A 21,470-nucleotide genomic window follows, 5' to 3' on the forward strand; every position below is an offset into this window, starting at 1 on the left:
TCACACAACCCGCGAATGGGCCGGCACAGACAACGAGATTACAACCTGAAATGCCCCACCATGCCCTTCAAATCGGTGCCCAGCTGCGCCAGCTCGACACTGGACCGGGCATTGTCCTGCATCGCCAATGCCGCCTGGTCCGCACTGCCGCGAATCTGCGTGACACTGCGGCTGATCTCTTCCGCCACCGAACTCTGCTGCTCGGCGGCTGCGGCAATCTGCTGGTTCATCTGCTGAATCAATGACACCGCTGCGGCAATGCTGCCCAGCGCACTCTCGGTCTGCAGTGCATCGGCCACGGCCAGCCGCACCAGCTCGGTACTGCCGCGGATCTGCGCCACTGACTGTTGGGCATTGCCGCGCAGGCTGGCCACCAAGGTCTCGATCTGCTCGGTGGATTGCCGGGTACGCCGCGCCAGCGCGCGCACTTCATCGGCCACCACGGCAAAGCCGCGCCCCTGCTCGCCGGCGCGGGCAGCCTCGATGGCGGCATTCAGCGCCAGCAGGTTGGTTTGCTCGGCCACGCTCTTGATCACTTCCAGCACGTCACCAATGGTGTGGATTTCGGCACTGAGGCTGTCGATGCCGGCGCTGGCAGCTTCTGCCGCCGACGCCAGCTGCTCGATGCGCTGCATGCTCTGGCGCACCACCTGCTGGCCGGTGTCGACCTTCTCGTCCGCGGCCTGGGCCGCCTGCGCCGCCTCCTCGGCATTGCGCGCCACATCGTGCACGGTGGCAGTCATCTGCTGCATGGCGGTCGCCACCTGTTCGGTTTCCTCCTTCTGGCTGCCCACCTCACGGTTGGTCTGCTCGGTCACCGTCGACAACGCCTGGGCGCTGCCGGCCAATTGTTCGATACCCTGCTGCAAGCCGCTGACAATGCCCGAGAGCCCCGCCGCCATCTGCTGCATGGCCTGCATCAGTTGCCCCACCTCATCCCGGCGCGGCGCCTGGGCGTCGAAGCCCAGTTCACCCGCCGCAATGCGCTGGGCGCGGGCGATCACATGCTTCAACGGGCCGACCACAGCGCGGGTAATCAGCCAGGCCGCCAACACGCCGACAAGCAACGCCAGCGCCGTGGCCAGGCCGATGGCGATGGCATTGCGCTGCAGCTCGCCTTGCAGGGCCTGCTCCTGCCCAAGATAGGCTTGGTCGACACGCCCGGTAACCCGCTCGGCGCTGGCTTGCAACTGCGCCTTCAGCCCCTGCTCGCGGGCCAGCTGGTCGGTGTACTCGTTGAGTTTTTCCGAGAAACTGCCAATGTGCCCCGCCACTTCGCCCAACACACTCTGGTAACCGGCATCGCCAACCGCGCCTTGCAACTGGCTGACCAGGCCAGCGGCCTCCACCGTCTGGGCAATACGCTCCTGGCTCACACCCTCCTCGCCCTTGCGGCTTTTTTCCAGGCGTACCCGTGCTTCGTCCATGGCCTGCAGCATCAGCCGCGACACCTGGGCCACCTGCGCGGCTTGCTCAAGAAACTCGCCACCCTGCTGGCCCTGGGACTGCTTGAGGGTGTACACGCCGTCATCGGCCAGGCCGGCCTGCAGCACATCAAGGTTGTTGGACACGTTGGACACCGACCAGCTGGCCATGTCCAGCGCCAGCTCCTTGGCTTGCACGGCCTCGACAAAGGCTTCGAATGCCTGGCCATAGGCGGCGAGATCGGTTTGCGCCGCCGCCAGCGCCGGCAGGCCTCGGGCGCGTTCAACCAAACCCTGCAGGCCGCCACGCAAAGCGTCGGCCTGCTGCATGTCGGAGCGCAGGGCAAACGCCTGCTCATGCTCGCGCAAGCGCAGCAAGTCGGTATTGAACTGGGCCAGCTGACGCAAGCTGTCGAAGCGCTGGCCAACGCTTTGCAACGCCACGACGCCGATGGCCGCCACCGCCAGCGTCAGCAGCAGCACCAAGGCAAAGCCCAGGCCAAGTTTGCGGGCCATGCCCAGGTTGGCCAGCACACCGTGCTTGCTCGTGCCCATCACCGATCCCCTTTCAGCCAGTGAGGTTATCCCGAAGGCTAAGGGTGGCAACGTTATCTGCCAATGAACAAGGGCCTGGCGTCAGAATAGTGTCAAATAGCTATGTCTTGTCGTTTTTGGCTGCAAAAGGGTCGCTTTCAGTGCCAGCTGTAAAAGATATCACTAGGCCATCAATGATAGCCCGTCCCTCAACCTGCGACGGCACCTGCCCATATTAAATCGACGCAAGTAAAACATTCATTTATTCCAATCCACACTTTATCGAACACTATTGACGCCATTAAATTTGCGCCAAAAGTGGGGTATTGAAATTTTTTTAAACACCCCTGCACACAATAAAAACGTCGCTATCGTGATCGGTAACTGGCCCGTTCTCCGGACCTGCAGTGCACCCTGGAGTTTGCAATGAAAACAGCCATGTTTACTGCTGTGGTCACCCCGTTGCTGCTGTTTACTGTGCCAACCGTTGGCTATGCCGAAACTTCCACCGCCCCGTTGTTCACCCTTGGCCTACAAGGGAGCTACACCCAACTGGAACTCAACGGCCGTAATAATGAAACCGAAGATATGCCCGAAGGTGGCTTATTCATTAACTACGGCAACAAGATGACGGCCAGGCAAGGCCTTGTCTACCAGGCCGAAGCCAGCGGCATGTACTCGAAACAGCATGACCAGAAGCTCAAGGACGGCCAGGCCGACCTGGACCTGGGCTGGCGCTTGGCACTGGCCGAACGGCATTCAGTCGACCTGCTGCTGGGCGCCGGCTACAAGTGGAACCGGTTGGAACCCAATACCAGTCGCCATGATGTCGACCTTACCAACCGCACGCCGTTCGCCAAACTGGCGGCGGGGTACAATTACCGCTTCAATAATGCCACCTTGCGTTTCGAAGCGGGCATACGCCAGGTTATCAATGGCGATTCGCAATTGAAAATACATGGCGTCAGCAACGAAGAGGTTGATTTGAAAGATACCACCAACCCCTTTGCCGAACTTAGCGTGCTGTTCAACCAACACGGTACTGTGCCGGTATACGCTTCGCTTTACTTCAGCCGCTACAACTATGAACTGGACGGGCAGTTCCTGATGACCGACTCGGACGAACAAACCCGTGACGAGTACGGCCTGAAAATAGGCGTCAGCTTTTAGCCGGGTGGCCGGCTGGCTGCCCGGCTTGCTCAGAACGGCCTGGGCACGCCCCTCCTGTCCATACGCGACATCGTAGGCCTTGGCCTGGTGATCGCATTTGTCAGGGGCGGACTTGCCCACGAAGCAGCCCGCACGGCATCCACTCAGATCGCCGTAGCCCCACCATCCACCGTCAGGCAATGCCCGGTGGTAAACGCCGCGCCATCACTGCACAGGTACAGCACGGCGCTGGCGATTTCCTCAACCTTGCCAATGCGCCCTACCGGGTGCATGGCTGCGGCGAACTCGGCCTTGCGCGGGTCGGCCTGGTAGGCGCGGCGGAACATGTCGGTGTCGATCACGGCCGGGCACACGGCGTTCACGCGGATGCCCTTCTTGGCGTACTCGATGGCCGCCGACTTGGTCAGGCCGATGACCGCATGCTTGCTGGCGCTGTAGATGCTCATCTTTGGCGCCGCCCCTAGCCCCGCCACCGACGCGGTATTGACGATGGCCCCACCGCCTTGGGCCAGCAACAAGGGCAACTGATACTTCATGCACAACCACACGCCCTTCACGTTCACGCCCATGATGGCATCGAACTCCGCTTCGCTGCCTTCGGCCAGGCGGTGTTGCTCGATCTCGATCCCGGCGTTGTTGAAGGCGTAGTCCAGCCGGCCGTAGGCGGCCATCAGGCGCTCATGCAACTGGCGCACCTCGGCGTCGCGGGTCACGTCGCAGGCAATGAACAGCGCTTCGCCGCCCGCCGCGTGGATCTGCGCCACGGTGGCCTCGCCGCCGACCGGGTCGAGGTCGGCCACCACCACTTTCATGCCCTCGTGGGCGAACGCCAGGGCAGTTGCCCGGCCGATACCGGCAGCCGCGCCGGTCACCAGGGCTACCTGGCCAGAAAAGGTCATGCTCATCGCGTGCTCCTGTGAGGGTTTGGGGTGGGGTTCAGAGCATAGTCAGCCACCACTCGGCCGGGCAGCATCATCACAGCAACGGTTGGGCTACCATGCTTGTCAGTGATTTTAAGGAACCGTCTTCATCAACAAGGTAGATTGAACGCCTTACGCCCTCCACCGCCCACAAGGACCCGCCATGACCCAGACCAACCGCCGCTTCCTGCTTGCCAAACGCCCGGTCGGCGCCGTGCGCCGTGACGACTTCAGCTTCGAGACCGTACCCGCCGAACAACCCGGCGAAGGCCAGGTACTGGTGCGCAACCTGTACCTGTCGCTGGACCCGGCCATGCGTGGCTGGATGAACGAAGGCAAGTCCTACATCCCGCCCGTGGCCCTGGGCCAGGTAATGCGTGCGCTGGGTGTGGGTGAGGTGGTTGCCTCCAATCACCCCGGCTACCAGCCCGGCGACCACGTGAGCGGCGCCCTCGGTGTGCAAGACTACTTCACCGGCGAGCCCCAGGGCCTGCACAAGATCGACCCCAAGCTGGCCCCCCTGCCCCGTTACCTGTCAGCCTTGGGCATGACCGGCATGACCGCCTACTTTGCCCTGCTGGAGGTTGGCCAACCCAAAGCTGGCGACACCGTGGTCATTTCCGGCGCGGCCGGTGCGGTGGGCAGCATTGTCGGGCAAATTGCCAAAATCAAAGGCTGCCGCGTGGTCGGCATTGCCGGCGGTGCCGAGAAGTGCCAGTACCTGAAAGACGAACTGGGCTTTGACGGCGTGATCGACTACAAGGCCGAAGACGTGCTGGCCGGCCTGAAGCGCGAATGCCCCAAAGGCGTGGACGTGTACTTTGACAACGTGGGCGGCGACATCCTCGATGCCGTCCTGACGCGCATCAACTTCAAGGCACGCATCGTGATTTGCGGCGCGATCAGCCAGTACAACAACAAAGAAGCGGTGAAAGGCCCGGCCAACTACCTGTCGCTGCTGGTGAACCGCGCGCGCATGGAAGGTTTTGTGGTGATGGATTACACCAAGGACTACGGCAAGGCCGCGCAGGAAATTGCCGGCTGGTTGGCCAGTGGTCAGGTGAAGAGCAAAGAGGATGTGGTGGAAGGGCTGGAAACCTTCCCGGAGACCTTGTTGAAGCTGTTCAGCGGGGAGAATTTTGGCAAGTTGGTGTTGAAGGTTTAAACGCCCCTGCACGGCACCGATGGCCCGGCACATGCCCTTGTAATCGGGTTCACCCGCGAAAGGGCCGGGCCTGCCGGCCAATTTCCACCGGCCGCCCACCGTTGCCCCCGCCACCGTATTCGCGGGTAAACCCGCTCCTACACGGATCTGGACTGCGCCCCAAATGTTGGATACTCGGCGTTAGCCTATCTCAGCCTGAACCCTGTAGGCCACAGGGCTCAGGCCGTTCAGTTTCATTTTTATCCGGTCATGGTTGTAGTAGTGGATGTATTCATCCAGGCCCGCCTTAAGCTCTGCAACATTCTCGAAGCGTTCGCGGTAGAAGTATTCCGACTTGAGCGTCCCAAAAAAGCTCTCCATCGCAGCGTTGTCTAGGCAATTGCCCTTACGTGACATGCTTTGCTCAAGACCTGCCTCTTTCAACCGTTTGCAGTAGTCGGGATACCGGTAGTGCCAGCCTTGATCTGAGTGCAGAAGCGGATTGCTACCCGCTGGAAGTCGATTAATCGCCGCCTCCAGCATCTCACCTACCAGTGTGAAGCGTGGCCGGGTGGCGGTGTGGTACGCAACGATCTCACCGTTGTACAGGTCCATCACCGGCGAGAGGTAGAGCTTTTCCCCAGCCACTTTGAACTCGGTGACGTCCGTCACCCATTTCTGGTTGGGCTGTTCGGCTTTGAAATCGCGCTTGAGGATGTTCGGTGCTGCTTCACCCATTAGTCCCCGATAAGATTTGTACTTCTTGAGGCGTACGGTGCATTTGAGGTCCAGCTCAACCATTAGGCGGCGTACTTTTTTACTGTTAACCATTTGTCCTTCGCTGCGTAGCGTAGAGGTGATCCGACGATAACCATAACGGCCTCGGTGCCGGTGGCTGATCTCCTGGATTGCCGCCTTGAGCGAGGCACACTGATCCCCGGCCGCGAGCACGCCAAGCTGGTAGTAGTAAGTACTGCGGGGCAGGCCAGCCACCTTGAGCAGTCGGGTAAGCGAGTAGCGCTTACGCAGCGCCGCCACTAGCCGGGTTTTTTCCTGGCTATCTTCAGCCTCGCCTTCTCCTCGTCTAACTCCTCGAGCTTTTTTAGGTAAGCGTTCTCCACTTCAAGCATGGCCAACCTCTCGAGCAACTCCGCGCGGGTGAGTTCCTCAATGGGCTTGGAAGCAGTTTCTACAGGCTTGCGTGGAGCTTTGCGCATCGCGGTAACCAGCATCTCTTTACGGTTGGACAGGGACTGACTCCCGCCACTGTAATACTGTTCTTGCCACCTGCGAACCAGTGTCGAGTTGCCGAGATTAAAAAGTGCTGCCGTGGCCCGTAACGAGAGGTTGTCGCGCAGCTTGCGGTGGATAACGCCGAGTTTGAATTCGACGCTGTAGTGGCCGCCTGGTTTGTTAAGACTGGCCTCACCGTGCACGCGATAGGCCTCGACCCAGCGGCGAAGCAGGGTCGGATCGATCTGGAACTGCGCGGCGATATGGCGAAAGCCCCGCCCGCGATCAAGAAACGCTTGGATAGCAGACAGCTTGAACTGCTTTGAATATTTGCTCATAAAAACCCCAGAAGATGGACGGATGTCCAACATCTGGGGTGCAGTCCAATCGGGGGTGCAGCCACATCAGCGGTTCGACACAGGCATCGGTGGCCCGAAAGGGCCAGGCCTGCCGGCCAATTTCCACCGGCTATCCACCGTTGCCGCCGCCACCGTGTTCGCGGTGACACACATCGGTGGCTGGGCACAGCCCGTCGTAGGAGCGGGTTCACCCGCGAAAGGGCTAGCCCTGCCGACCAATCTCCACCCGCCGTCCACCGTTGCCCCCGCCCCCGTATTCGCGGGGGACACACATCGATGGCCCGGCACAGCCCGTCGTAGGAGCGGGTTCACCCGCGAAAGGGCCAGCCCTGCCGACCAATCTCCACCCGCCGTCCACCGTTGCCCCCGCCCCCGTATTCGCGGTGACACACATCGGTGGCTAGACACAGCCCGTCGTAGGAGCGGGTTCACCCGCGAAAGGGCCAGCCCTGCCGGCCAATTTCCACCAGCCGTCCACCGTTGCCACCGCCCCCGTATTCGCGGGGGACACACATCCATGGCCCGGCACAGCCCGTCGTAGGAGCGGGTTCACCCGCGAAAGGGCCGGGCCTGCCGGCCAATTTCCACCGGCCGTTCACCGTTGCCGCCGCTACCATATTCGCGGGTAAACCCGCTCCTACACACGGGTCGGGGGTGCAGCCACATCAGGGGTTCGACACAGGCATCGGTGGTTCGGCACAGGCCCTTGCTGGACAGCCGCAGGTTAATTACCCACGGATCTCCGCCACGACCGCTGCCAACGCTTGCGCAGGGTCTGCAGCCTGGCTGATCGGCCGGCCGATTACCAGGTAGTCCGAACCGGCATCCAGTGCCTGACGCGGGGTGAGGATGCGGCGCTGGTCATCCTGCGCGCTGCCCGCCGGGCGAATGCCCGGGGTCACCAATTGCAGCGAGGGGTGCGCCGCCTTCAGTGCCGGGGCCTCGAGCGCCGAGCACACCAAACCGTCCATACCCGCTTTTTCCGCCAGCGCCGCCAAACGCAGCACTTGCTCCTGGGGGTCGACATCCAGGCCAATGCCCGCCAGGTCTTCACGCTCCATGCTGGTCAGCACGGTCACGCCAATCAGCAACGGCTGCGGGCCGCTGCGCTTGGCCAGTTCTTCACGGCAGGCCGCCATCATGCGCAGGCCACCGGAGCAATGTACGTTGACCATCCACACGCCCATCTCGGCGGCAGCCTTTACCGCCATGGCGGTGGTGTTGGGAATGTCGTGGAACTTGAGGTCCAGGAACACTTCGAAGCCCTTGTCACACAGGGTTTCGACAATGCCCGAAGCGCTGCTGGTGAACAGCTCCTTGCCAACCTTCACCCGGCACAGCGCAGGGTCAAGCTGGTCAGCCAGCTTCAGGGCGGCCTCACGGGTAGGGAAATCCAGGGCGACGATCAGGGGCGTCTGGCAGGCGGACATGGGCAGGGTCTCTTGGCAAGTCGAAAACGGCGCGCATTGTAAACGAAGTGGCGCAGGCTTTGGGGCCCGCAGGTCACGGAATTGGCCCAACAAGGCCTGGCACCTATAATTGAACCAACGGAACGGGCAATTGCTCAAAATTCATGTAACCGTTGCCCACGGCCCGATCTAAGGAGAACGACAATGCCCTGGTATGCCTGGCTGATACTCATCATAGCCCTCGGCTCGATTGTCGGCGGGTTGATGCTGCTGCGCGACACGGCCAAGAAACTGCCGCTGACCGAAGAACAACTGCGCAAGGTACATGAGCGTAATGCCGAAGCGGATGCCAAGGACGCGCAGGACCGCTAAAGGCCGGGCCAGGGCATCACCCCGGCCCCTGCCCGCTTACTCCACCATCACCTTGTCCCGGTTGCGCTCCAGCAACGCATTGCCTATCCCCTTTATCTCCAGCAACTCATCCACTGAAGCAAACGGCCCATTGGCCTCGCGGTAGGCCACGATAGCCTCCGCCTTGGCCTTGCCAATGCCGTTCAGCTCCTTTTGCAGGGTGAGTGCATCCGCCGTGTTCAAGTCCAGCCTTGGCGCCTGCTGTGCCTGGGCCTGGGCCACCACCGGCACCGGTTCGGGCACAGCCATGGTGCTGGCCGGGGCGGCGCTCAGGGAGAACGACAGACTGGCGAACAGCGGCAGCAGCAGATACGACAGAACGTTATTGCGCATGGTCAACACTCCTTGGGTTGGTCATTTTCCAGCAACCGCTTTCCTTCGGCTGCGCAACCAACCGTAGCGGGTAACCCGGCCGCACAATACCCAACTACCCCGGCGAATGGTTACCGAATCGGTCAGCAAAACGGTCAACTTCGCCCACCCATCAACCGTGGCCGTTTACGCCCCGCTCGGCCCGGCCCTGAACGCACAAGGCCCTGGCCCTGTGCCTGTAGCCAAATCCCCGTTTGTCCGATACCCGCTGCCCACCACTGCCCGGCCATTCTCCTACAACGCCCGCCGAACAAGGCCCGCCCGGTAAACTGCCCTTCCCCAGTCGGTAAGCTTCCCCCCGGCAAACTGGCACGCCATTGCCCGCCTGCTAGATTCTTGAGCAATGGAAACCGGCCTGCTTCAAGGACCCGAGCAAGAGGATCACTGCCGTGCCCCTCAAGACCCTGACTGTTTTCGGTACCCGCCCAGAAGCCATCAAGATGGCCCCGCTAGCTCTGCAACTGGCGCAGGACAGCCGCTTCGAAGCCCGCATGTGCGTCACCGGCCAGCACCGGCAAATGCTCGACCAGGTGCTGGAGCTGTTCGGCATCAGCCCCGATTACGACTTGAACATCATGAAAGCCGGCCAGGACCTGACCGGTGTGACCACCGCCATCTTGCAAGGCATCCGACCGGTGCTGGCCGCGTTCAAGCCCGACGTGGTGCTGGTGCACGGCGACACCGCCACCACCTTTGCCACCACTCTGGCGGCTTACTACCAGCAAATCCCCATTGCCCATGTAGAGGCCGGCCTGCGCACCAACAACCTGTATTCACCCTGGCCCGAAGAAGGCAACCGGCGCCTGACCGGGGCCCTTGCCGCGCTGCACTTCGCGCCCACCGCCACCTCGCGCGACAACCTGTTGCGCGAAGGCACCGACCCGGCGCACATCTTCACCACCGGCAACACCGTGATCGACGCCTTGCTGGAGGTGGAGCAAAAGCTGCAAAGCCCCGCGCTGAAGGCCCGTTTCGCCAGCCACTTCAGCTACCTGGCAGCCGAGCGCCGGCTGTTGCTGGTCACCGGCCACCGGCGCGAGAACTTTGGTGGCGGCTTCGAGCGCATCTGCCAGGCCCTGGTGCAGATTGCGCGGCAATTCCCCGAGTTGGACGTGGTGTACCCGGTCCACCTCAACCCCAACGTGCGCGAGCCGGTCAACCGGCTGTTGGGGGATGTGAGCAACATCCACCTTGTCGAACCGCTGGATTACCTGCCGTTCGTTTACCTCATGACCCGGGCCTATGTGATTCTGACCGACTCGGGTGGCATTCAGGAGGAAGCGCCGGCCCTGGGCAAACCGGTGCTGGTGATGCGCGACACCACCGAGCGCCCGGAAGCCGTGGCGGCAGGTACGGTCAAGCTGGTGGGCACCGAAGTGGCATCGATTGTGCGGGCGTTGAGTACCTTGCTGACCGATGAGGCGGCGTACTGCGAAATGAGCTTTGCCCATAACCCCTATGGCGATGGCAAGGCCTGCGCGCGCATACGCGAAGCCCTGGCAACCTGGACCAGCCCCCACCGCTCAATGTAGGAGCGGGTTCACCCGCGAATACGATATCCGCAGCCCCGCTAAACCCCCAGTAAAAACTGGCCACCAGCCCCACCCCGACCTGAGCCTACCCCCGCTCGGCGTAGGAGCGGGTTCACCCGCGAATACGATATCCGCAGCCCCGCTAAACCCCCAGTAAAAACTGGCCAGCGTCCCCACCCCGACCTGAGCCCACCCCCGCTCGACGTAGGAGCGGGTTCACCCGCGAATACGGTAGCCGCAGCACCGTTGCACACCCAGTAAAAACTGGCCAGCAGCCCCCCTTCCGCGTGCCCCCCCAACAACAGTCAACAATCACCGCGTAGATATTTGCCTTGGAATGCACATTCCTAACGTCAGACTTTCCTGAAACCCCGCCCCACCTCTTCAACTCGGACAACCAAGCGAACTATCCTACGCGCCAGTCAGAAGCAGCTGAATTGTCGGGGAAATGCCTCAGGGATAACGTCACCGGGTCGCCATGTTGGTGACCGGGTGTGAGAACCCGTTGTGCACTGCTGCTCTACTGTTCAATGGCAGCCATTCGCGGGCAAGCTTCGGCTTGGCCGTTTTCAGTGCATCGGTTTCTCACCCCGCGCAATGGCTGCCACCTTTGTCCGTGAGAAAGATCGAGGTGGTAGGTTCTGTCAACGCACTGGAATCTCACCATGAAAAACAACAACCAATCCCCCCTCCTCACCGCAGGCATCGAAACCTTCCTCGAAGCCGGCAACCCCACCCTGGACCTGCTGCGCGTCCAACCCGGCATCCCCGTCGATGACGCCTATGAACACGTCTCCGTCCTGCTGGGCTACTGCAAGCACTTGGTACGCGAAGGTGACATGGAAGACGACCACAAGATGCTGGGCGCAGCGGATTACCTGCTGGCCACCGCAAAAGCCCTGATGAACGACATCGAGATTGCGAAAAACAGGCATCACTGAAGGGAATGACGCGAGACCAGGCGAGGCTATGCCTCGCTTGCAGTCAGAAGAAATGGGCTTCATCAGGCCAGTCGTGGCGAGGGCAAACCACTGCATTGGCCAAGCCCCCCACACTGTGGGAGCGGGCGCGCCCGCGAACACCGGCACCGCCGGTGCCAGCCACCCCATGCCTACAAGATCACAGCCCCCACCCGCTGCTCAAATCTCACTGCGCGGATAAACACTGATAAACGCCGAAATGGCAATTGCATCCCCATCATCCACCTTCACCCGCGGGCTCTGCCCCGAGCGTTTGATATCCGAGGCAAAATCAGCGGTCTTGAATGCCTGCTCAAGCTCGTCACCGCCCACCCCGGCATAAACGACCACCTGGGTACCGGTATTGTGCTTTTGCAGGGGCAGCTGCTTGATCTGAACCTGCACCCCCGCCTTGGTCAGCGCAACGGCAATTTCCTTGGCAAAGCGCACGGCCTCCTTGTCATCTTTGTGGATATTCAGCAACACCACCGGCGCCAGCGTCTTAGCCTTCAGCTCGCCCGCCAATGCCTTGAACGCATCATGCGCCTGCGGCGTCAGCGCTCTGGGCTTCAGGCTGGCCTCCAGCTTCAACCGCTCGGCCTTCTCGCGCTCCAGTTCGGCCCTGAGCGCATCGTTCTGCTCAATGAGTTGCTCGATCTCCAGCCTGGCCTGCACGTCCGACTCGTGGACGACAGTAACCGCCTGCGCCCCACGGGAAACGGGCACTTCGGCTTGCTGGTTTTTTACATCCGAGGTCATATGGGCAATGATCATCGCACTGGCGGCGATCAGCGCAGCGATTACCGCAGTGGCAGAGGCTATGGCATGGATAAGGCTGGCTGCGTCTGCTGAAATATCAGGCATAAACAACTTCTTGAAGTTAGGGATGTTCATCGTTTCACGGTCAGGCAGGCGTGCCGGGCGGATGCCACGGTACGGGTACAAGTCGAGCCAGAAGGCTAGCGAGGTCTGGCAGATTGCCATAATTTTGCAGATTTTGCTGTAAATACATGGGTTTCGCGGCCAATGTCGCAGCTCCGCTTGCGCTTGGACTTACGCTTTCTAAAGCTACCTCCGCCTTCGGAAGGCACCGCTACCCCTCAATTATCGCTGCAAAAATCTGCGGGTCCGGTGCATTTTTGGGGGGCAAACCTTACAGTCAGCGACAGACGATCGAAACCCTACGCCTTGACTGCATAGTGTGAACCCATTCACTTCCAAAACTGTCCGTCCAGCGTAAGCTGTGAAGCAATGTCGGAAACAAAAATCTGTAGGCTCAAGACTTCCCAAAACGATATCAATATGCCACCATCCATCTACGCCATTCGTCTCGAATGCGGCTAAAGGATTAGAACTTTCGATTGCATTTGCAGCGTCTTGCTTGACGCTTACGCCCTCTCGCGCTTACCCTTCCGCCCCTTAGAACAGGGAAGTGTCCGGAAGATCCGTCTGAAATCGCCTCAGGGCGAACCTTTCCTGAAGATGAATTCCGGCGTGCCTAGGCGCGCTGCATTGCTTTGCGGTCGCCATCTTGAAAGCTCGTTCGTCTCTGCAGATCCAGAAATCGGTCATCTTCGCCCTCGTGCTTCGCGAGGCACGGTCTCGTGTTGGCGATAGTCGCCTGGGAGCCTTGTGGCTGCTGCTCGAACCAGTATGCCACCTGCTTATCTTCTCCATCCTGTTTGCGATGCTCCGGGCCCGCACTGTCGCTGACGTCGAATACCCTGTATTCGTTTTAGTTGGTATGGCTCCGTTTTTGCTTTACCGAAATACGGCATTGCGCTTGATGGATAGTCTGCGCGAAAACCGTTCGCTATTCGGATACAAACAAATTAAACCGCTTGACACTTATGTCGCGCGAGTGATAGTTGAAACATGCATTAGTGCAACTGTCTACGCCATTTTGGTATTTGGCTTTGCCTGGTTCGGCTTTAACATGTCCGTACACAGCCCCCTAGAATGGATAACGACACTCGCCCTAGGGCTTTTCTTCGCGTTTGGCTTGGGCATGTTTTTCGCGATGATCACACATGCACTCCCAAGCATTAAAATAATTATCAGAATGGCATTCTTCCCGCTGTATTTTATCTCAGGCGTGTTAATTCCACCGGCCTACCTACCACCAGCGATGATGCCTGCACTTTTACTAAACCCATTTCTGCACCTGCTGGAGCTTATTCGAGCGGAAGTTCTGCCGAATTATATTCCGGTTGACGGCGTTTCCGAAGCTTATGTTGTCACAGTCACAGTAGTACTAATGTTCCTGTCGCTTGGCGCCTATCGCGCTCGCAGGATGCACCTCATTTCCACTAAGAACGGTTGAGTACGGGTCAAACGTGTTCGAGCTTAGAAACGTAACCAAGTCTTACCTGACACCCAATGGGCGCAGATACGTATTTCGTAATCTTTCGCTAGCCATTCCACCAGGTAAAAACATTGGTCTAATCGGCCGAAATGGGGCAGGCAAATCAACACTAATGCGCCTACTCGGCGGGGCTGATGTACCAGACTCTGGAAGCATTGTGACCGACCGAAGTATTTCTTGGCCTGTAGGCTTGACTGGCGGATTTCAAGGCAGCATGACCGGTCGTGATAATATAAAGTTTGTGTGTCGCATTTACGGCGCCGAGGGCGAGTCAATGCGTGAAAAAATTCGCTTTGTACAGGAGTTTGCAGAGATTGGCGACTGGATCGACGAGCCAATCAAAACGTACTCATCCGGCATGCGCTCCAGAGTCGCATTCGGGCTCAGCATGGCTTTCGATTTCGACTATTATTTGATCGATGAAGTCATGTCGGTCGGCGACGCACAGTTCAAACGAAAATGCGCTGAAGTATTCGAAGATAGATTAAAGAAATCCAACGTTGTCTTGGTCTCGCACTCGATGCCGGAAATCAAGAAATTATGCGATATCGTACTATTGGTTCGCGGCGGGGGAATCCACGTTTACGACGATGTCGATGAAGGCATCCAAGCCTATAACAGCTGACCAACCCTTTACTTAACTTTGCAACACCGCTACATATCAAGGATGCATCCAACTATGAGCAGTTCGGGCAACAAGAAAGGCTGGGGACTGGCGATCGCCATGGTAGTCCTGCCCATGGTCCTAGCGGCCGTTTATTACAGCGTTTTCGCCGTAGACCGCTATGTGAGCACCGCCCAAGTGGTAGTGCGCCAAGATGGCAACAACCAAGGTGCTCAGGTTCCTGGCTTAGCCACCCTGCTTACCGGCACTAATCCCGCCTCGCGAGAAGAAACCCTCTATTTGCGCGAGTACATCACTTCCATGGACATGATGCTACTCCTAGAGCAAGAAGTTCAATGGGTTGAAGCCTACGCAGCCCAGAGAAGCGATATATTCTTTTGGCTTGACAGCGATGCTCCTCGCGAGGACCTGCTAAAGTACTACCAACGCCTAGTATCTGCGCACTACGACGAAACAACTGGGTTGCTCCGGGTTGAAGTTCAGGCCTTCACTCCAGAGCTTTCGGAGAAGATGTTGCGCACTATTCTTCAAGCAAGCGAACACTTTGTAAACGAAGTGAGCCACAATATTGCGCGCGAGCAAATGAAGTTTGCGCAAGGCGAACTGGAAACTGCTCGAGTAAATTACACAAAACGAAAAACGCAACTACTTAATTTCCAGAACGATAACAAGGTTCTCGACGGAGGCAACACTGCCCAAAATCGTGCCACTATTATCGCTGAGCTGGAGAGCCAGTACACTAAAGAGCAAGCAGTGCTCACCGAAATGACCTTCAAGCTTCGCGGTGACGCTCCGCAGGTGCGACAGCAGAAGCAAAAAGTAGAAGCGATTACCCAGCAGCTCGTTAAAGAGAAGCGTCTACTTGTATCTTCTCCGCAAGGCTCGCAGTTGAACGTAGTAGCATCGCGCTTTCAACAACTGACGCTAGACGCCGGGATTGCAGAAGAGACATACAAAAGTGCTGTAGCTGCGCTGGACAACGCCCGGATCGAAGCGAGTAAAAAAATTCGGACACTCGTTACTGTAGTGAGCCCAAACACCCCTCAATTGGCACTGTATCCCGAACGCCTGTACAACCTGGCAACCATCTTGCTCGGTCTACTGATGCTATACGGTATTACCCGCTTCATCCTGGCTTCCATCGAGGATCATCGTGATTAAACTTCAGCCTGTGTCCAAGATATTTAACCTGAAACTGGCGGCACTGGCCTTGGCGACCGTTGGTCTTGCCGGTTGCGGCGGTGCCATATCGGGGGCCGGCCCATACAAAGGTGAAATCGAAAGCAAAAATGAGGCGTACAATCTCGTCGACATTAATGCAAATACGATTTCCCCTTATATGCGCGGTGTTGAGCCTCCTCCTCTGGCAACAGTTAGCAAGCCTGTTTCACCAGAGGTTCGCCTAATGCCTGGAGATACTCTGAACGTATTGATTGCCGATACGGCTCCGGAGGGATCCGCCCTGTTTGCTCCTCTCGCGAGCGGTGGAACCCAGTTGAAATCGCGAATTGACACTCAAGGTATGCTCTCCCTGCCATATGTAGGCCGGCAGTTCGTCGGAGGGATGACGCTCAACCAGGTTGAGGACATGATTCGACGCCAATTGAAAGGCATAACTACAGATGTCCAGACACATGTAGAGCTTGTTGGTGACCTATCTGGCTCTGTATTGGTGGCAGGCGCAGTAAAAAGCCCAGGACGTTTCAGCACCCTGCAGGGTCCGTTGACTTTGCTAGATGCAATCAACCAAGCTGGCGGCCCTGTTATCGAACCGCACTTGGTCAACGTCACTGTGCGTACCGGAAGCCAAGTTCAGCAGTTCAACTACGAGGACGTGCTTGCTGGCAACAATATGGTTTTGCGACCAAATTCTGAAGTAGTGCTCGACAGAGCTCGTCAGCGCTTCGTAGCCATGGGGGCTGTCACTGAACCTGGACTGAAGGATTTGCCCAGCCAACATACAACCCTGCTGGATGCACTGGGAAGTGTTGGCGGCCTGCGAGAAGCCAATGCAAACCCTGAGGGTGTTTTCGTCTTCCGCATGGCAAGCGGTGCAAGCAAGCCAACTGTCTTACGGTTGAACATGCGCGATCCGGCCGCCATTTTCTATGCCCGCCAAGTTATGATCAAACCAGACGATACGATCTACGTAACCAACGCTGCAGTTTATGAGTGGCAAAAAGTCATTTCGCCTATAGTTCAAACGATGATTCTTGGGCGCTCCGTTGGTGCGTACCAGTAAAAATTAAAATTATTTCCGGCAGCCCAGCTGCCGGATTGCGAATTTGCTGACCGCTCCAGGAAGGGATGCATGGACCCCGCGATGAATGGAATCTACATACTAGTTGACCCGTTCAACCGAAAAGACAGTGGTGTCACCACATATACCCGCTATGCATCCGAGCAGTTAGCAATCCTTGGATTGACAGTCAAGGTCATCGAAAAGGGATTGGAAGAGACACTCGAGGCTTTTCGCCTTCGTGTGCGCGATGAAGTTGAGCAAACTCCCAACATCTTGTGCGTCGAGGCACCGGAATCCCTTAGCAGCACGCGCTTCGTTGCTAATAATATTCCGTTACACATCAGACTTCATTGCTCCAGGAGTTTGGGGGCAGTTGTTCAAGGCTTACCATTTAGCAAAGAGGAAGTCCACTTCGAGAAAATCGAGATTGAACGCTCGAATTTCTTAAGCTCTCCGTCCTGGGCGTCATTTATTGCCAGCAAAGAGCTATTTGGATTCAGGAAAACTCCAAACGTTTTCCCAAATCCTGCCGCCTCGAATGCAATACCACAGTTAGCGCAAAAAAAATATGACGTTACGTTCGTTGGGCGATACCAGAAGCTCAAAGGCACTTCCACTCTGGAGCAACTTGCCAGCAATCTTCCCGACCTAAAATTCGCCATCGTATGCCCGCCAATCGATGCGGCTCCAGCAGCCAACAATATGGCTTTTTTAGATGGCACCTCTATGGACAAGGATGAAATTTACGCGCTCTCAAACGTAGTAATTATTCCAAGCCTGTTCGAAACATCGTCAATGGTCGCCATCGAAGCGCTAACACGCGGGTGTCACGTAGTACTTTGGCAACACCTTGGGGTGGTCGAGTACTTTTCCAACTTGGCAGAGCTTATCCCTGTCAAGCCAGGTGACATCCAGAAGTTTTCGGACAAAATCTCGAAAACCTACAAATTACCTAGGACAGTTGAGAACTTTGGTCTTACCGCTCAAATAAACCTAGCGTTCAGAAATGGTCTCACAGAGACACTCAAAGGGGGAAAGAAGGTTTCTCTGACCACCAGGCCCGAAAAGCGCATTGAAAAACATCTAAAAACCCTGGTCAAAAGCCAACTAAAAAATATCATGAAGAAAAAACAGTCCCCCTTTGTAAAAAAAACTAAAAAGCTATTTCTGCATCCTATCGATTTTTTTCGCGACTCCACAGAAGCGAAGTACATCAGGAGGAAACTTCAGGAGCGCCGATTGAAGCAATTGACGCACCTAAAGATTGAGTTCAAAGATCACCCAATAATCGCAGAAAAACCTGCGGCTCCCGTTACCGTCATAGTGAAATCCCCTACAGTGAAAGCCATAGTGGACAACGCCCAACCGAAGCAAAAAAAGGCAATTTTGGAAAATTACATCACTTCAATTAGCGATGAAGGTCGTATTGAGTTTAAAGTACGCCCCGCCAAACCCAAGGGATATGGGACAGCTTTTCTTCACCAAAGCGATGTCGACCCCGAGCTGGTTCTATCCATTCTCGATAAGCTGAACACGTATGATGATTTCATGTATGTGAATACGGAGAGAATGCAGCTGGGTGCCTTTGACATCTCAGAAGATCAGTCGCCACTTTCCATAATCAACAGGATTGACGCAAAAAACAAAGGCAACCTGGCAGAAATCAATTTTTTGATTATGCTAAACGCCCCTGCCAACCTGTGCTACGCCCTGAGATACTCAGGAACTGACCAGAGAATCATTCTGATCAAAACTGAGGAAGATTTGGTAGTTAATCCTGAGGCAGTGGATGTTGTTATCACTCTCTTCCCCGAGGAAGAAGCCACTAGCCTGAGTCGTTTAATCACTCTAGAATCGATTGACGACATCCCTGTAGCCATCCGACGAGCCCTGCAGGAAGGTTTCCCGCGTAAGAAAGACATGCTACTGCCAGTCCTTATGAACGAAGAGGCGAAATTCGATAGATCGGAGTTTTTCAATTTTGATCATCGCTACTACCAAGGCGTAATGAAAATACGCCCGGTTGATCATGCCGGATCAACCAATATGATCGAGATTTATGAAGACCTTGCTAAGTCGACAGTCGGCTTTGCACTACTGGAATCGGTTTATATGAGGTATCGCTCACAATGCGAGGCCGTCGAACAAGGTGGTTCGCCTCTCAACCTCATTAAAGCCTGCTTGAAAGATGGAGTGATGATTGATGTCCAGGAAGTATAAGATAGTCCATATCTCTCAGACTCCGCTGGTGGCTGCCCCCGCGAAAGTCGCGCTCGCCCAGCGTCTGATTGGTCATGACTCCATCGCCATTGCGCTGAACGATTACCCCAACAACGGCCCACTCTTTCAAAAATTTATTGAAGATTACATCGTTGAAACCGAGTTCACCAAGCCGCTGATTGATGCTGCTATTCGCGAAGCGGATATTATTCAAATTCACAACGATCTACCCCCCGCTTGGGCTGAGCGCCTGATTCACGCCAACCAAGCAGCAAAATACTTTTACCAAGTCCACTCTCCCCTGAGAGAAGGGCCGCTTTATGTGCCACGACAGAATGATATCAATCTACCATTCCTGGCCAATTTTGTAGTGGGACAATTCCAGCCCAGGATCCATAACAATCATATTTTTGTCCCAAACATCATTCACGACACGCCCATGGCGAGCATCAGGCAAAAAGGTGAGAAGCTTCGAGTTATCTTCAGCCCAACTCACTTAAGGCCTGGCCGCTGGAACAACAAGTATGTGGCAGAGCTTGAAACAGCGATGAACTCGCTTGTTAGCCTCGGCAAGATCGAAGCTGTGGTACCTGACAAACCTGTTTCTCCAAAAGTTTTGATGGCAGTACGAAAGACGTGCCACGTTACTATTGATGAGATTGCCACTGGCGGATTCCACCAGGTATCAATTGAAGGTCTGGCAGCTGGCAACGTCACAATTAACAGGGCGGACTACTTCAGTAAGGCAGTATTTTCGACATTCGCCGACGGCAACAAGCCTCCATTTTTCTATGCCACAGGTGAGTCGATCGCTGACACGCTTCATGAATTAGCGAATGACTGGAAGAAGACCGCTGAACTTCAAGAAGCAAGCCTGGACTACTTCAAGTCCTACTTGACCCCAGAAAAAATGGCTAGGGTGTTCGATAACGCTTATGAAAATTTTTAAATCTATTTCGTCTCTGAAAAATCGCGAGAAAGGCAAACGTGCCTTTATCTTGGCAAATGGCCCTTCTATTCTTTCAGAAGACCTTTCTCTTCTGAAAGGAGAAGTGACCATTGGCATGAATGCCTCCACCATGCTGGAAGAGCAGCATGGTTTCACCACTGACTATTATGTGCTCTCGGACAAGCGCTTCTTGACGCACCCCGAGAAAAGCCATTTCGGCACTACCGACCTCGACCCCAAGACGATTCGAATCCTTCGCGAAGAGCTTCGTGAAGTTGATGATAGAACACTTCCGAACAAGAGCTACTACGTCCCAGCTCTCCAGCGGGACGGTTTTTCAAGAGATATTCGCGCCGGCTATTTCTTTGGCTGCACGACGACTATGCTTGCCATTCAGTTCGCCTACTATCTCGGCATCAAAGATATTTATCTACTCGGCTGCGACCTCAAGTACTCGGCTGAGTCGCCCCGTTTTTACAAAGAAAGCAACCCGCAACTGGAAGATAGCTTCACCAGTATTCAGATCTGGAATATTGCAAACGCTAATACCATCATGAACAAAGAGGGGAAACGCATAGTCAACTGCAGCAAAGCGTCTTTCTTGCGCCCCTATCTAGATTACGAGGAATTCTCTTCACTGTTCGGGAAACGGGTGGTAGCCGCATGAAGTTCATGGAGAATAAGAACGAAGCTGCGCTGGCCCTAAGAAGACTATACCAACTTAAAGCCAACACAAGAATCGACCAAGCTCAATTTGAATCTTTAATGGAGAAAACTTCATACTTTGGATTCGTCGACATTGAGATTGATGATATCTTATTCTCCATGTTCAGCAACAATGATGACTTCGTTGCTCGCACTTATTTCTGGCATGGAAAAAATGCGTACGAATCCACAAGCCTTAGGCTTTGGACTACGCTCGCCAAGTTGTCGTCACATGTCATCGACATTGGCTCCTACACCGGCGTCTACTCCCTAGCTGCAGCGAAAAGCAACCCTAAGTCTAAAGTCTTTGCTATAGAGGCTTTAGACCGGGTTTACTCCCGCCTGCTCGCCAATAAGCGTGCCAATGGGGCATCCAACCTCAAGTGCTTCAATATAGCCATTACGGATGGCAGTCCAGAAGTAGAGCTATTCATTTACTCTGGTGAAGACATTCTCGTTTCTGGCTCGACTACAGTTTCAGAAGTAACTGATCGCTCACCAGTAGAAAGCCGTATTGTCCGGGCCACCAGCCTTGATAAATTTGTGCAGGATCAAAACATCCCCAGAATCGAGCTTCTGAAAATTGATGCGGAGGGTGCTGAGCACCTCATCCTTAGCAGCGCGCAGAACATTATCGGAGCATCTAAGCCTGATATTATATGCGAGCTACTACCCACATCTCTAACTGAAACGATTCATGCCTCACTGAAGCCACATGGCTACAGATATTATAGAATATCGGAGTCATCTCTAATCCTGACTGAAACTCAGACTCCTCCAGCGTCGATTGAGCCACCAGACTTCAATATTCTGATGACCACCATGAGCGCATCGGAATTAGAGCAGGCACTTCCATTTTTGACTTTCGAACACCTAGATTAACGGGCGACCCTAAAC

At 56.2% G+C, this 21,470-nt stretch carries 19 protein-coding genes and 1 pseudogene; 13 read left to right on the forward strand and 7 right to left on the reverse strand.

The window, feature by feature from the left end:
- Positions 1 to 38: 38 nt before the first annotated feature.
- Positions 39 to 920 carry a methyl-accepting chemotaxis protein gene (locus tag ACI7M0_RS19615; protein ID WP_371264248.1) on the reverse strand — a complete coding sequence of 294 codons (882 nt, stop codon included), beginning with the start codon at positions 918 to 920 and terminating at the stop codon, positions 39 to 41.
- A 27-nt stretch (positions 921 to 947) separates the two neighbouring features.
- A pseudogene (locus ACI7M0_RS19620) lies at positions 948 to 1,979 on the reverse strand (methyl-accepting chemotaxis protein); the annotation flags it as partial.
- Positions 1,980 to 2,384: 405 nt separating this feature from the next.
- Between ACI7M0_RS19620 and ACI7M0_RS19625 the strand changes: the two are divergent.
- Positions 2,385 to 3,128, forward strand: a complete 744-nt coding sequence (locus ACI7M0_RS19625; protein WP_104962318.1) for an outer membrane beta-barrel protein — start codon at positions 2,385 to 2,387, stop codon at positions 3,126 to 3,128.
- A gap of 143 nt (positions 3,129 to 3,271) precedes the next feature.
- Here ACI7M0_RS19625 and ACI7M0_RS19630 read toward each other — a convergent pair whose 3' ends face one another.
- Complete coding sequence (locus ACI7M0_RS19630) at positions 3,272 to 4,033, reverse strand: SDR family oxidoreductase (protein WP_054889466.1); 762 nt, start codon at positions 4,031 to 4,033, stop codon at positions 3,272 to 3,274.
- A 178-nt stretch (positions 4,034 to 4,211) separates the two neighbouring features.
- On the opposite strand from ACI7M0_RS19630, the gene ACI7M0_RS19635 reads away from it, so the two are divergent.
- Positions 4,212 to 5,213 carry an NADP-dependent oxidoreductase gene (locus ACI7M0_RS19635; RefSeq protein WP_014591984.1) on the forward strand — a complete coding sequence of 334 codons (1,002 nt, stop codon included), beginning with the start codon at positions 4,212 to 4,214 and terminating at the stop codon, positions 5,211 to 5,213.
- A 180-nt stretch (positions 5,214 to 5,393) separates the two neighbouring features.
- Here the strand turns inward: ACI7M0_RS19635 and ACI7M0_RS19640 are convergent.
- Both ACI7M0_RS19640 and pyrF read right to left on the reverse strand, forming a co-directional pair.
- A protein-coding gene (locus ACI7M0_RS19640) for an IS3 family transposase (protein WP_256658304.1) occupies positions 5,394 to 6,763 on the reverse strand; the annotation gives its coding sequence in 2 pieces (ribosomal slippage) (positions 5,394 to 6,281 and positions 6,284 to 6,763; 1,368 coding nt in all).
- A gap of 749 nt (positions 6,764 to 7,512) precedes the next feature.
- The gene (gene pyrF / locus ACI7M0_RS19645) at positions 7,513 to 8,214 is read right to left on the reverse strand and encodes an orotidine-5'-phosphate decarboxylase (RefSeq protein ID WP_010952851.1); all 702 of its coding nucleotides are present in this window, start codon (positions 8,212 to 8,214) and stop codon (positions 7,513 to 7,515) included.
- 183 nt (positions 8,215 to 8,397) lie between these two features.
- Between pyrF and ACI7M0_RS19650 the strand changes: the two genes are divergently transcribed.
- Positions 8,398 to 8,565, forward strand: coding sequence for a DUF2897 family protein (locus tag ACI7M0_RS19650; RefSeq protein WP_010952850.1), 168 nt, complete (start codon positions 8,398 to 8,400; stop codon positions 8,563 to 8,565).
- 36 nt (positions 8,566 to 8,601) lie between these two features.
- Here ACI7M0_RS19650 and ACI7M0_RS19655 read toward each other — a convergent pair whose 3' ends face one another.
- Positions 8,602 to 8,937, reverse strand: coding sequence for a helix-hairpin-helix domain-containing protein (locus tag ACI7M0_RS19655; RefSeq protein ID WP_020193049.1), 336 nt, complete (start codon positions 8,935 to 8,937; stop codon positions 8,602 to 8,604).
- Positions 8,938 to 9,365: 428 nt separating this feature from the next.
- Between ACI7M0_RS19655 and wecB the strand changes: the two genes are divergently transcribed.
- Both wecB and ACI7M0_RS19665 read left to right on the forward strand, forming a co-directional pair.
- Entirely contained in the window at positions 9,366 to 10,508 is a 1,143-nt protein-coding gene (gene wecB, locus ACI7M0_RS19660) for a non-hydrolyzing UDP-N-acetylglucosamine 2-epimerase (RefSeq protein ID WP_129934031.1), read from the forward strand.
- Between the two features lie 665 nt (positions 10,509 to 11,173).
- On the forward strand, positions 11,174 to 11,449 hold the full coding sequence (locus ACI7M0_RS19665; RefSeq protein ID WP_020193848.1) for a DUF3077 domain-containing protein: 276 nt from the start codon (positions 11,174 to 11,176) through the stop codon (positions 11,447 to 11,449).
- A 198-nt stretch (positions 11,450 to 11,647) separates the two neighbouring features.
- On the opposite strand, the gene ACI7M0_RS19670 is transcribed toward ACI7M0_RS19665, so the two are convergent.
- Complete coding sequence (locus ACI7M0_RS19670) at positions 11,648 to 12,451, reverse strand: hypothetical protein (RefSeq protein WP_129933561.1); 804 nt, start codon at positions 12,449 to 12,451, stop codon at positions 11,648 to 11,650.
- Positions 12,452 to 12,998: 547 nt separating this feature from the next.
- Between ACI7M0_RS19670 and ACI7M0_RS19675 the strand changes: the two genes are divergently transcribed.
- The 8 genes from ACI7M0_RS19675 (at position 12,999) to ACI7M0_RS19710 (ending at position 21,455) form a co-directional block, all read left to right on the forward strand.
- Entirely contained in the window at positions 12,999 to 13,790 is a 792-nt protein-coding gene (locus ACI7M0_RS19675; protein ID WP_104887190.1) for an ABC transporter permease, read from the forward strand.
- Between the two features lie 13 nt (positions 13,791 to 13,803).
- Entirely contained in the window at positions 13,804 to 14,457 is a 654-nt protein-coding gene (locus ACI7M0_RS19680; protein WP_070384196.1) for an ABC transporter ATP-binding protein, read from the forward strand.
- Positions 14,458 to 14,511: 54 nt separating this feature from the next.
- Entirely contained in the window at positions 14,512 to 15,618 is a 1,107-nt protein-coding gene (locus ACI7M0_RS19685) for an ABC transporter permease (RefSeq protein ID WP_104887189.1), read from the forward strand.
- A complete protein-coding gene (locus ACI7M0_RS19690) occupies positions 15,611 to 16,699 on the forward strand; it encodes a polysaccharide biosynthesis/export family protein (RefSeq protein WP_177410011.1) in 1,089 nt (362 codons plus the stop codon). The genes ACI7M0_RS19685 and ACI7M0_RS19690 overlap by 8 nt, the downstream gene beginning before the upstream one ends.
- 69 nt (positions 16,700 to 16,768) lie before the next feature.
- Positions 16,769 to 18,919: a glycosyltransferase gene (locus ACI7M0_RS19695; protein WP_129933559.1), complete on the forward strand. Its 2,151-nt coding sequence runs from the start codon at positions 16,769 to 16,771 to the stop codon at positions 18,917 to 18,919.
- Complete coding sequence (locus ACI7M0_RS19700; protein ID WP_104887187.1) at positions 18,903 to 19,868, forward strand: hypothetical protein; 966 nt, start codon at positions 18,903 to 18,905, stop codon at positions 19,866 to 19,868. The genes ACI7M0_RS19695 and ACI7M0_RS19700 overlap by 17 nt, the downstream gene beginning before the upstream one ends.
- Entirely contained in the window at positions 19,855 to 20,535 is a 681-nt protein-coding gene (locus ACI7M0_RS19705) for a 6-hydroxymethylpterin diphosphokinase MptE-like protein (protein ID WP_129933557.1), read from the forward strand. Before ACI7M0_RS19700 ends, ACI7M0_RS19705 begins: the two co-directional genes overlap by 14 nt.
- A complete protein-coding gene (locus ACI7M0_RS19710) occupies positions 20,532 to 21,455 on the forward strand; it encodes an FkbM family methyltransferase (RefSeq protein WP_070384201.1) in 924 nt (307 codons plus the stop codon). Before ACI7M0_RS19705 ends, ACI7M0_RS19710 begins: the two co-directional genes overlap by 4 nt.
- Positions 21,456 to 21,470: the final 15 nt, after the last annotated feature.

It is taken from the genome of Pseudomonas sp. 10(2024) (genome assembly GCF_045164175.1).
Lineage (GTDB): Bacteria > Pseudomonadota > Gammaproteobacteria > Pseudomonadales > Pseudomonadaceae > Aquipseudomonas > Aquipseudomonas alloputida.